General features: G+C 42.2%; 10 protein-coding genes and 1 tRNA gene. 5 read left to right on the top strand and 6 right to left on the bottom strand.

The genetic code is table 11. From position 1 onward, the window contains the following. Positions 1-29: 29 nt before the first annotated feature. On the bottom strand, positions 30-2,318 hold the full coding sequence (locus GKO22_RS13485; RefSeq protein WP_240920310.1) for a transglycosylase domain-containing protein: 2,289 nt from the start codon (positions 2,316-2,318) through the stop codon (positions 30-32). A gap of 248 nt (positions 2,319-2,566) precedes the next feature. Here GKO22_RS13485 and rpoN point away from each other — a divergent pair, with 248 nt between their 5' ends. Further along, entirely contained in the window at positions 2,567-4,030 is a 1,464-nt protein-coding gene (gene rpoN / locus GKO22_RS13480) for an RNA polymerase factor sigma-54 (RefSeq protein ID WP_166335877.1), read from the top strand. 19 nt (positions 4,031-4,049) lie between these two features. Here rpoN and GKO22_RS13475 read toward each other — a convergent pair whose 3' ends face one another. The 3 genes from GKO22_RS13475 to GKO22_RS13465 form a co-directional block, all read right to left on the bottom strand. Beyond that, entirely contained in the window at positions 4,050-4,865 is an 816-nt protein-coding gene (locus GKO22_RS13475; RefSeq protein WP_206367905.1) for a ZIP family metal transporter, read from the bottom strand. Between the two features lie 95 nt (positions 4,866-4,960). Beyond that, the gene (locus GKO22_RS13470) at positions 4,961-5,242 is read right to left on the bottom strand and encodes a GNAT family N-acetyltransferase (protein ID WP_166335875.1); all 282 of its coding nucleotides are present in this window, start codon (positions 5,240-5,242) and stop codon (positions 4,961-4,963) included. 2 nt (positions 5,243-5,244) lie between these two features. After that, positions 5,245-5,673 carry an SRPBCC family protein gene (locus GKO22_RS13465; protein ID WP_166335873.1) on the bottom strand — a complete coding sequence of 143 codons (429 nt, stop codon included), beginning with the start codon at positions 5,671-5,673 and terminating at the stop codon, positions 5,245-5,247. 156 nt (positions 5,674-5,829) lie between these two features. Between GKO22_RS13465 and GKO22_RS13460 the strand changes: the two genes are divergently transcribed. The 4 genes from GKO22_RS13460 (at position 5,830) to GKO22_RS13445 (ending at position 9,047) form a co-directional block, all read left to right on the top strand. Further along, positions 5,830-6,195, top strand: coding sequence for a Spx/MgsR family RNA polymerase-binding regulatory protein (locus tag GKO22_RS13460; protein ID WP_166335871.1), 366 nt, complete (start codon positions 5,830-5,832; stop codon positions 6,193-6,195). Between the two features lie 14 nt (positions 6,196-6,209). Then, on the top strand, positions 6,210-8,168 hold the full coding sequence (locus GKO22_RS13455; protein WP_166335869.1) for a M1 family metallopeptidase: 1,959 nt from the start codon (positions 6,210-6,212) through the stop codon (positions 8,166-8,168). 2 nt (positions 8,169-8,170) lie between these two features. Next, positions 8,171-8,866: a carboxypeptidase-like regulatory domain-containing protein gene (locus tag GKO22_RS13450; RefSeq protein WP_166335867.1), complete on the top strand. Its 696-nt coding sequence runs from the start codon at positions 8,171-8,173 to the stop codon at positions 8,864-8,866. Positions 8,867-8,974: 108 nt separating this feature from the next. Next, a tRNA-Lys gene (locus GKO22_RS13445) sits at positions 8,975-9,047 on the top strand. A 373-nt stretch (positions 9,048-9,420) separates the two neighbouring features. Here the strand turns inward: GKO22_RS13445 and GKO22_RS13440 are convergent. Both GKO22_RS13440 and GKO22_RS13435 read right to left on the bottom strand, forming a co-directional pair. Then, positions 9,421-11,355: a sensor histidine kinase gene (locus GKO22_RS13440; RefSeq protein ID WP_166335865.1), complete on the bottom strand. Its 1,935-nt coding sequence runs from the start codon at positions 11,353-11,355 to the stop codon at positions 9,421-9,423. Continuing rightward, positions 11,352-12,095, bottom strand: a complete 744-nt coding sequence (locus tag GKO22_RS13435; protein ID WP_166335863.1) for a LytR/AlgR family response regulator transcription factor — start codon at positions 12,093-12,095, stop codon at positions 11,352-11,354. Before GKO22_RS13435 ends, GKO22_RS13440 begins: the two co-directional genes overlap by 4 nt. Positions 12,096-12,284 lie beyond the last annotated feature (189 nt).

Below are 12,284 nucleotides of genomic sequence, written 5' to 3'. Positions count from 1 at the left end.
CGAAGCAGCGAGTTCGCGAGAAAACGCTATTATAATTCTGGCCCGATAATATCAGGAAAAGTGATTTCCTCAAAGTCCGGCATCTCTATGTCAAATTCGTCCAGCTCTGTACTAATCGAGTCGGTTTGTACTCGGATTCTCGGACTTGGACACAAATAAGATTTTTTTATATCGACAGTCGCTTCAGGAAATTTACCAAAGGTAACTCCCAATTCAGGATGTTTATATAATTCTTCCATAAAAGAAGCATAGATCGGTAAAGCGGTTTTAGAGCCTTCGCCATTAGCCGAGCTGGTAAAATGTATACTTTGCTCATCGCATCCTACCCACACACCTGCTACTAAGTCTTTGGTGACGCCCATGTACCAGCCATCTACATAATCGGAAGAAGTACCTGTTTTGCCTCCGATTTCGTTGTTGTCTTTAAAAAGATCCCATTCCCATAATGCTTGTGATGTACCTCCTGGTTCCTCAATCGTACCACGCAACATATAACTCATCAGCCAAGCATTTTCTGGAGAAATAGCTTGTTTTTGTTCTGATTCAAATTCCGCAATTGTCCGACCATTCGCATCTACAATTTTGGATACCAGAATAGGTTCAGTTCGCTTGCCTTTATTCATAAATGCCGCGTAGGCACGTACCATCTCAAAAACGGATACGTCATTTGACCCCAAACCTACGGAGGGCACAGATGCCAGCGGACTGGTGATTCCCAATTTGTGCGCCATCTTCACCACATTATCCCAACCGACATCGTTCGTGATCTGTGCTGTCACGCTATTAAGCGAACGGGCCATGGCCCAGCGAAGCGACATCTGTTGATGTGAAAAATTCCAATCCGCATTCTTCGGCTCCCAGACCTCATTTTCTTTTTTATCGTTGATAAACTCAATCCGCACCGGCTTGTCTTCGTATTTATCACAAGGGGCCATCCCCGACTCCAGTGCGGTCATGTATGCAAACGGTTTGAAGGTAGAGCCGGCTTGACGGCGCGCTTGATTCACGTGGTCAAACTTGTAAAAGCGATGATTTATACCACCGATCCATACCTTCACTTCACCCGAATACGGATCCATCGCCATCATGCCCATATTCAACATAGTCAAATAATGCTGCAATGAGTCCATGGTCGATAGCTCACGTTTTTCCATGCCATCCCACGTAAAGACATTCATCTCTTTGGTTTGGCGCATGATGTTAAACACCTGCTCTTCGTTATTACCGTGCTGCGCCATCAAGGTTTTGTAGATCGGCAGATTACGCGCCTGATCCTCCAAGAAGTTTGGCACTACCTCTCCGCTTTTATCACGCCAGGGTGTTTTTCCGCGCCACACATTGTCAAACCTATTTTGCAATTCGCGCATCCGGTCCGCCATATTGTCCTCCGCAATACGTTGCATACGCGAATCTATCGTGGTATAGATCTTTAGGCCACTCGTGTAGATATCTATATTGTTTTCTTTGGACCATTTGTCCAACCACTTTTCTACCGCAGTGCGTAGATAAGAATCATTAGAACTGGTCACGTCATTATAATTCAGGTTTAATCCCAACGAATCTTTTAACAATTGCGTATGTTCAGCCTCCGTCAAATAACCTTCTTTAAGCATCTGACCAAGCACCACATTTCTGCGTTTAAAAGCATTTTTAGGATTGCGGATCGGATTGTATAATGTAGTCGCTTTCAGCATCCCAATTAGTACTGCTGCTTCTCTGTCTACAATTTGGGAAGGAAATTTATTAAAATAACGTAGCGAAGCAGATTTGATTCCGTAGGCATTATTACTAAAGGAAACCGTATTCAAATACATCGTAATGATTTCCTGCTTAGAATAGCGGCTTTCCAATTTAAAAGCAGTCATCCACTCCTTGTACTTGGTGATGAGGATGCCAACACCGGGAATCTTTCCTAATAACCCTTGCGACTCTTGGTAACGTGTTTTGTACAGATTTTTGGATAATTGTTGGGTAATGGTACTGCCCCCGCGATCACTACCGCGCAAGGTGGATATAACACTACCTATTAAACCCCGAAAGTCTACACCACTATGTTGATAGAATCGAACATCTTCTGTAGCGATCAACGCATCTAAGATAGCTGGCGAGATACTATCAAATGCAACGGGATCTCGGTCTTCTCGAAAATAACGCCCTATCAAGACCGAATCTGCGGTATATAACTCAGAACTAACGTTTAAGGTAGGCAAGACAATATCAGTCTTAGTCGGTGAATAACCAAATAATCCAAGGAAATTAAGCTGTATAGCACAGGTGAATAGAATAACGGCATATACTAGAATTAATATCCATCGCAAAACCTGATTTTTCACTCTTTTAAACATGTGGTAAAAATGGGTAATTAGTTTGATAAACTGCGATTCAATATTAAAAAAAAGATCTCCTCGATTGGAGCAATTTAAGGCTTTTTAACAATTAGAAGGGACAAAGTGTATAAAAATATGACGCTTAAGCAATAATTGTACCTAAATAAGTATTTTACGCAATCATTTAAACGATTGTGGTATAAATTAGCTACTTTTACCATATCAAACATATTCATCTAATGTTAAAGCAGACCTTACAACAAAAACTTTTACAAAAGCTATCGCCGCAGCAAATTCAGTTTATCAAGCTATTGCAGGTGCCGACAGTTTCATTAGATGCACGCATAAAGGAAGAACTTGAGGAGAATCCTGCCTTGGAAGATGGTAGTCTTACCAATATGAGTGAGCCCACAGAAGAATATCCAGATCGCGATCCAGATGATAATTTTGAAATGGAAGAGCGTTCTACGGAAGAAGAATTCAGTGTAGAAGAATATATACAAGAAGACGATTTTAACGAATATAGCTCCTCTTATTCTGGAGACGATGAGGATGATCGTAAAGAAATTCCCGTGGCCATACAGGATTCATTTTATGAAAATCTGCGTAACCAATTGGATCTTTTGGCGTTGAGTGATAAATTATATCAGATTGGATTACAGATTATTGGTAGTCTTGATGATGATGGATACTTGAGAAGACCAATACATTCGTTAATTGATGATTTAGCATTTTCTCAGAATGTGATTGCCGAAGAGCAAGATGTGTTAGAGATCTTGCAAGTAGTGCAAGAATTCGACCCTGCTGGTGTAGGTGCTAGAGATTTGCAAGAATGTTTGCTGATCCAACTTCGTAAAAAAGATACGACTAATCCAATCATTCAGAAGGCAGTGATTGTGATCGAAAAGTACCTAGAGGAATTTATTAAGAAACATTACGATAAAATTGAGAAGCAGCTGGGCGTGGATTCGGTAGAGCTCCGCGAGATCTTTGCAGAGATTTTAAAATTGAATCCGAAGCCGGGTGATTCGGGCGCTGTCGCAGGCAAACAGCTGCACGTGATCCCTGATTTCCATATTTCTAATAATGATGGTGTGCTACATCTTACTTTGAATGGACGCAATGCGCCAGAATTGCGTGTGTCTCGATCGTACCAAGAGATGTTTGCGCACTACGAAAAGGCAGAGAAGAACGATAAAAAGATGAAAGATGCTGTGCAGTTTGTGAAGCAAAAGCTCGATTCTGCCAAGTGGTTTATCGATGCGATCAAACAGCGACAACAGACATTGCTAAAGACGATGAATGCGATCATGGAGTATCAATATGATTACTTCTTGAAAGGTGATGATCGCTTGCTCAAACCCATGATCTTAAAAGATATTGCGGAGCGTATAGAGATGGATATTTCGACTGTCTCGCGTGTGGCTAATTCTAAATATGTTCAGACTGAATTTGGTACATTTTTACTAAAATCTTTTTTCTCAGAGGCGATACAGACCGATTCTGGTGAAGAAGTTTCTAATAAAGAAGTGAAGAAAATCTTGGAAGAATGCATTGCTAACGAAGATAAACGTAAGCCATTGGCGGATGAGAAGCTAACCGATATTCTGAAAGAAAAAGGATATTCTATTGCACGACGCACGGTGGCCAAATACCGCGAAGCCATGAATATCCCTGTGGCGCGGCTACGCAAAGAATTATAATACTTAGATGAATTGGATGTTAGCCCAAGGCGACATCCAATACCATCATCACAACAAATCCCAGCACAAATCCTAAGATTGGTACATCGGAATGTCCTTCCGCTTGTGTTTCTGGCACAACTTCTTCGATTACGACAAATATCATTGCGCCAGCAGCGAAAGCTAGTGCATATGGCAATACTGGCACAAAAAAGCCAACGGCAAGCACACCCACCACCGCAAAGATCGGCTCTACGATAGCAGAAAGCTGTCCGTAGGTAAAGCTTTTCCATCTGCTCAATCCCATTCGCCGCAGTGGCATCGAAACAGCTACTCCTTCTGGGAAATTTTGCAAGCCAATACCAATCGTCAACAATACTGCTCCAGTAATAGTAGCGTCACCCAACCCGTAGGCTACACCGCCGAAGAGCACGCCTACAGCCAAGCCTTCTGGAATATTGTGTAGTGCGATCGCAATAACTAATAAAGTAGTACGGTGCAAGGAAGATTTCGGTCCCTCTGACTTGGAAAAGTTAATGTGTAAATGCGGCATCAACTTATCCAACCCAAAAATAAACAAAGCACCAGCGACAAAACCGATCGCCGCGGGCATGACTTTCTTAAAGCCTTCGCCCCCACTCATTTCAATAGCAGGTTGTAGCAAACTCCAGAAACTCGCAGCAATCATGACGCCACCGGTGAATCCCAGCATCATGTTTAAAAACTTCCGATTGATTTCCTTGAAGAAGAAGACCAAAGCAGCACCTAGCGCCGTAACGCCCCAGGTAAATAAACCAGCAAATAAAGCCGCCACTAAGGGATCTAGTGAGGCGAAATACGAGACTATATCATCCATTATACTATTCGGGTGCCAATTCTAAAAATCTGTCAGCTTACAAAGAAAACAAAAAAAGTGAGTCATGCTCACTTATATCACAGAAATTATGACGTTTAAGCTCGTAAATCGGCATAAGAATCATTTTTTTCAAACTCAGCAAGTGCAAATGGGCATTCAGGAACGATTTTCCAATTCTCTGCCCGTGCTATGGCTACCAACTCCGCAATAAGTGCTTTGCCAACACCTTTGCCACGAGCAAAAGATTCCACCTCGGTATGGTCTATAACGATTTCGTTTTCAGTACGAGAAACGTACGTAACCTCACCGTATTGTACATCATCTTCTAAAGCTAGGATGATTCCGTTTTTTCCCTTAGGGATATGTTTAAATTCCATGTTTATTTTTCTAAATAGTCTGCTAATGAACGCTTCAATATGTTATTCCAACCCGAATCAAAACTATCTATTGTAAACGCTTCTCCGCCATCTTTGTGATTAAGCAAATGTTCGTGCACCAATCGTACAGAAGTAACCGCACCGCGAGGGATCAGTTCCCAAGTCACGACGGATTCGCCAATCTGCAAATCTGGATAGCTCCACGTGTATTGCAAACGCTTTTTATCTTTTGCATCTAAAATTTTACAACGATGCAGAAACATTCGTTTATGCCCTAATTTATGGAACTCAAATTCAGTGCCTTGCTCCGCCATAAAGTTGGGTACATCAAAACACCATTCCCGAATCTGATCTGGTTCGGTTAATGCCTGCCACACACGTTCTACGGGCGCATTGTAGGTTACTTCGAGGTGAATAGTGTCTAGGTGCATCTGTTCAAAATTTCTTATTAAAATACAAACTATATTCAAGATTTACAATCAATTTAAGTTTTTGTATCTCGTTATCTGCTATAATAACAAATAACCCATCGACAAGTTTTATGCCTGCTTATACCCTTATAAACGATTATTTAATATCTTTATGACATGACAGCATCCAATAATTCTCCTTTACATGTTTACGGCATCAAAAATTGCAGCACCGTAAAAAAAGCACTGGATTGGCTCACGCAGCATAACAAACCTTTTGTATTTCATGATTTCAAGAAAGAACAAGCTACCGTCACCCAGTTGGCCGCGTGGGAAGAACACGTTTCTTACGAAACCTTATTAAATAAGAAAGGGACAACTTGGCGGAAGCTCGAACCCGAAGTACAGCAGCAAATTGTAGATGCGCCGTCGGCGAATGAAATCCTTGCCGCTAACAATAGCATGATCAAACGTCCGATAATCCAACACGCATCAGGCTTGATCGTTGGATTCGACGAAAAAACTTATGAAACAACCCTTTAGAAAAGCGCATACAAATGAATAAACTATTATCCTGTGTAGCCATGGCTGGGATGGCCATCAGCACTTTAAGCCTTCAAGCACAACAGACGACAGAGTCGTTATACAACTATACAGAAGCTTTCCACCCTATATTTTATAACAATAATGGCTCTCCATATCGCTCAGCAAGTGGTCGTCCTGGTCACAGCTATTGGCAGAATGCCGCCAGCTATGATCTAAAAGTTCGTCTAGATGATCAGGCTAACAGGGTGTCGGGTCAAGTAACGATCACGTACACCAACAATAGTCCGGACGCGTTGGATTTCATTTGGTTGCAGTTGGATCAAAACCTCTTCGAGCCAAATTCTGTTGGACAAGCTGTAGTACCTCTTTCAAATAGTCGCTACGGCAGTGCAGGTAACGATTTCAAAGGGGGATATGACATTGCTTCCGTAACTATTAATGGGCAAAACGACACTAAGTATACGATCAACGACACGCGTATGCGCGTTGATTTTGCCAAGCCGCTAGCGGCAAATGGTGGAAAGACCACGCTGACGATCGAATACGCATACAACATCCCGAAGTATGGTGCTGATCGTACTGGGATATTAGAAACAAAACAAGGCAATATCTACGCTATCGCGCAATGTTATCCGCGCGTTTACGTTTACGATGACGTGCAAGGTTGGAATTCACTTCCGTATACTGGCCCAGGAGAGTTTTATTGTGAGTACGGAGATTTTAATCTAGAAATTACCGCTCCGGCAGATCATATCGTAGTCATGGGTGGCGAACTGTTGAACCCACAAGATGTATGGACAAGTGAGCAATTAAAACGTTATAAAGACGCTCAAAAGAGCGACAAGACCGTGATGATTCGTAGTGCTGCTGAAGTATCCAATAAACAATCGCGTCCAAGCGGCAAGAAGGAACTAACCTGGAAATACCGCTTAGAAAATGCCCGTGACGTAGCTTGGGCTTCTTCAAAATCATTCATCATTGATGGGGCGAAAATAAATCTTCCTAGCGGCAAAACTGCCATGGCCATGTCTGCGTATCCGGCAGAAAGTAACGGCACCAATGCTTGGGAGCGTTCTACCGAATACACCAAAGCTTCGATTGAGTATTATTCTAAAAAATGGTTTGAATATCCTTACCCTGTCGCAGTCAATGTAGCATCCAATGTAGGTGGTATGGAGTACCCTGGCATTTCATTTTGTTCTAGCGAAGCAAAAGCAGGTAGCTTGTGGGGAGTTACAGATCATGAGTTTGGACACAATTGGTTTCCGATGATCGTCGGTAGCAACGAGCGCCTACACGCTTGGATGGACGAAGGCTTTAATACTTTCATTAATGATCTCTCTACTGCCGCTTTTAACAACGGTGAATATGAGCGTCGCATAGGTGATCGTAATAGTATGACAACAGCTTTTGCTGTACCAGGCTTGGAGCCAATTATGAGTTCGCCTCAAAACATGCGCGAGCGTAATTTAGGAATCCTAGCCTACTACAAACCTGGCTTTGGCTTACGCTTATTGCGCGATGAGATTATTGGTGCTAAGCGATTCGATGCGGCATTCAGAGCGTATGTGCATGCTTGGGCCTTCAAGCATCCTACACCAGAAGATTTCTTCCGCACAATCGAAAATGAAACAGGTGAAAATCTTGCTTGGTTTTGGCGTGGATGGTTTCAACACAATTGGCTATTGGATCAAGCGATTGATGAAGTACGGTACGTAGAAATGTCGCCAGAAAAAGGGGCCATAATCAAAATTAGCAACTTGCAAAAATTGGCCTTACCTGTTGTCGTAGAAGCGACGACCGAAAGTGGAAAAAAAGTGCGCAAAAAATTGCCTGTAGATATTTGGGAACGAAACAAAAGCTGGTCATTTACGTTAGAAACTACAGAAAGATTGACGTCAGTCACTATCGATCCGGATCACGTGTATCCAGATATTAATCAAGAAAACAATACTTGGAGAGCCAACTAAAAATGAAAAGAACGTATTTATCCATTACCATCTTGGCAATTGTATTCCTGACCTCTGGGCTTCGTGCTTGGGGTCAGGAATTAAAGGGCGTAGTATATGACCTTGAAAGTAGCAATAAGCTGCGTGGTATATTAGTCAAAAACCTGAGCACTAATAAGCAAACGGAGACTGATAGTGATGGTAATTTCAAAATTGAAGCAAAAACCAATGATTATCTGCGTTTATCAGGTGGTGGATATGAAGCTGATACCATTTTTATCTACGAACAAGCACTTCGTCGCGTCTATCTGGTGAGAGATCCAGAAACTTTGGTGATCAACGAAGTCTACGTAACCCGCCTATCAGATAGCCGGCTAGCATCAGAAATTGCGCGCGCAAAGAATGATGGCAAGGCCGCTGAAGCAAGCCAACAACGTGGTGGACTTCGGGTCTCTCCTTCTCGTTTATTTGGAAGACGTGGTAAGCAAGCGCGTAGTAATCTAGACATTCTGATCGCTGAACGAGACAACCGTACGGTAGATCGTGTATTCACCAATCAACTGATTCGTTCTCTTACACCACTTACGGATGATGAGATCCCTCTATTTAGAGACGGCTATAGACCAAGTTTATCATTTATTCAAAGTGCTAGCCCGGAAGATTTAAGGGTCTATATCAGTGAATCTTATACGCAATACCGAAAGGAAAATCCTAAGTAAATAGTACTGCAAGACGAGAAAATTGAAAAAGATATTTGCAATTGTCTTATAAAAACGTACCTTTGCATCACTTCAAACAACGAAGGTTACTTCGAAAATGAGAAGTTCGATTCCGTAGCTCAGCTGGTAGAGCATTACACTTTTAATGTAGTGGTCCTGGGTTCGAATCCCAGCGGGATCACAAAGAAAGCAACTCTTTTAGAGTTGCTTTCTTTGTTTCCGCCCGATTCGAACAGAAGCGTGAGGATGGGCTCGAACATATTCTTTGCGGCCTCGCGTATGGGGCATATCGACGCAAAATATCCCAGCGGGATCACGAAAGCCTCAACGAAAGTTGAGGCTTTTGTCGTTTATAGCTGGGATGAGAACCCAAGAGTTCAATTAACAGTAGTCGGCGCAAGGGCTGATAATCAATAGTTGAGGAGTTTGTATGTTGCATATGTGATCTCAAAGAAAAAAATGGATTAAATACAAAAATTAAACCTCGAATAAGGTTAATTATCTACATTTTTTTATCATTTAAGCCTTAAATGAAGCGATTCCTAAAAATTCCATTACACCGTTTTGCACTGATTTCGAACCGGAATATGAAGGGTGACAATCGTACCACCATTTGCAGTCGCCTTGATTTTTAGTTTTGCCTTTTTGCCTAGTAAATGGAGTCTTTCGCGACTTATTGTGCTGGATAATGATCGGTGATCCGGCACGACTCCCGCCGCGACAGTTTTACCACTGTCGCTAATCTTGATTTCCAAGATATCCTCGTGTAATAAAAATTCAATTACGACATAGCCCGTTCCCGTTTCCATATCCATACCATGGACAATGGCATTCTCCACAAAAGGTTGTATCAACATCGGTGGTATCATGATCGCTGTCAAATCTTGATCTTCGGGACTCTTGATCTGGTAGGTAAACGTTTGCTCGAAGCGCATCTGTTGTAAACTCAGGTAATTTTCCAACGTTTCTACCTCTTCACTCAGTGGTACCAATTGCTCTCGACTCAACTCCAAACTACTTCGCAAAAGCCGACTGAAACGGTTCAAGTATTTAATGGCGCGTTCTTTTTGATCTAGACGTACAAAACTTTGCAATGCAGCAAGCGTATTAAAGATAAAATGCGGTTCCATCTGCGTGCGCAACAGCTGTTGCTGTAAAATCACCTTTTCTCGTTCCGACCGGATTCGCCGCTGCTGTTGACGGTAGTACAAAAAGAATATTAGGAATGCCAACAGTCCCAACGATAATAAAGAAATAATCAGCCAAAGGCGGTTTTGTTCCAGCCGTAAGTCATTGATTTTGATATTCTCATGTAAGGTCTGGATAGATCGATCTTTAGCTTGCAGCTGATACAAGGCATTCATTTCGGCGACCGCTTGTGTGTTTTGCTCTTGGTAGATATTTTCTTCCAAATCTATGGTCTGATTCAAGAGTGCGATAGCTTCGTCTTTTCGTCCTGTTTGTTTGCACAGCGAGGAAACTGCCTTTTGGTAATAGATATCGTTCCGCGCCAACATCTTTTCCTTGTTTTCTCTTTTTAGCGTGGCTGCTTTTTGCAAAAAATTTCCCGCAGGAATTACCTGATTTAGTAACAAGTAAGTGGTTGCTACATTGCAGTAATCCAGAAACAAATTGTTGATATCCGTAGCATGAGTTTCAGTTGACCGAATTTTTTCTTCATCCAACTGCGTCTTGAGTAGCTGATAGCGCAGCAGAGAATCCGTTTGATTGGTCTTTTCAAAATAAAAAACCTTCGACTCATATAGATAGGCCGGATTGTATTGCGAGGGATAGTGCAGATGAAGTGTTTCTAATTTCGTCAGATAAGGTGCTATACTGTCTGCCGGCTGTTTTAGTGCTCGCAATACGTGAATCATCTGCACTAAAACGCGTTGATGACTGATGTGTCCTGCTGGTAACGAATCACAAATGGGGATTGCTTGGCGAATCATTCGTTCGGCCAAAGATAGTTGATACGTAGCATTGTTACTTTGCGCTGCTGACAGCAACATAACGGATTTGGCTTCGGGTGAGAGTTCGACCAAACTGTCGGATAGTACAATCGCAGCCGCTTGATTATAATAATAACCCGCTTCGTGCGCTTTGGCTTGCATGCTCAAGATATTGCCCATCCCATTGTATACCAACGCCTTTTCATCAAAGTTGCCTTTTGTCGGCTCGATGTAATCCAACGCTTGCTTCACAAAGAAACTTGCAGAGTCCTGTCCTCTCATCCCGTATAGTCGCGCCAAATGATAGTTTACCTTGGTATACAGCACGCTATCCAAATGTAACGCTGGATTGCTGTACAATCCTTGCCAGACGCTTTTCAGCGAGTCAAAGCTATCTGGTGTAACAGATGCCTTTTCGAGTGCCAGTATTTGTTCAGTAAGATCGGATGCAAGCTGGTTCGTACTATTAGCGTGCTCTTCGCAGGCTTGCATGAAAAATATGAGCAGTACAAATAAGGGAAAGAAGGTACGCATCATTTCGACGGAGAAAGTTGTTCAATAATAAAGTTCTTTCGCCGCAAAGAAATAGGTATTTCCACGTTATTTTCTAACACCAAAAACTCAGATCGATGCACGGCAGAGATGTACTGCTTGTTGACCAAATACGACTGATGCGTACGCAGAAAATAAGGACTGGGAAGCAATTCTTCAAAGTATTTTAAAGGTTTTGACGTCAGTTCCACTTTTCCATTTTGTAAATGAAAATGCGTATACGGACCATCTCCCTTGCAGTAGAGTATATCATTGACTGGTATAATTCGAATGTTATGAACGGAGTTTAGAGCAATGTGTTCTGGAAGTTGCTTATACTCCATCGTATGTTGCGCAAGCGATAATTGCTGCATCCACTGTGGATTGTCTTCGTGACGGCGCCGGTAGCGATCGAGCGCTTCCTTCAATTCGGTCTGGTCAATTGGCTTGAGCAAATAATCAAGCGCCCCATATTTTATCGCTTTAATAGCGAAATGATTGTAAGCGGTGATAAAAATGATATTCTGCGGTGGAGTTTTCAGCTGATTCAAAATATCAAAAGCGGTACCATCCCGCAATTGAATATCCATTAATATAAGATCAGGTGGCTGCTGCTCCAGCAAGGTAATTGCATCGCCGATATTATCACTCCAGCCAGTTATTGCAACATCTTCTTCCTGCTGCAATAAGTAGCTTATCTCGTTGCGTATAGCGGGTTCGTCTTCGATAATCACCACGTTGATCATGCGCAAATCATTATTTGGTGCGTTTCCATTATGCTATTTTTGAATTTAAGTATGTTTTTCGGTAATTGTCTGAGTTTTCTTGGCTCTTAATGTCAGACTTCCGCATGTCTGGTTGCTACCGTTATATAGCAAACCAGCACTGCGTTAAATACTTCCCTAATGTAGCACCAATTTTTCAAATATTAATGC

The sequence above is a fragment of the Sphingobacterium chungjuense genome, from assembly GCF_011316935.1.
Classification (GTDB): domain Bacteria; phylum Bacteroidota; class Bacteroidia; order Sphingobacteriales; family Sphingobacteriaceae; genus Sphingobacterium; species Sphingobacterium chungjuense.
This window is presented reverse-complemented; position numbering and strand designations above follow the sequence as displayed.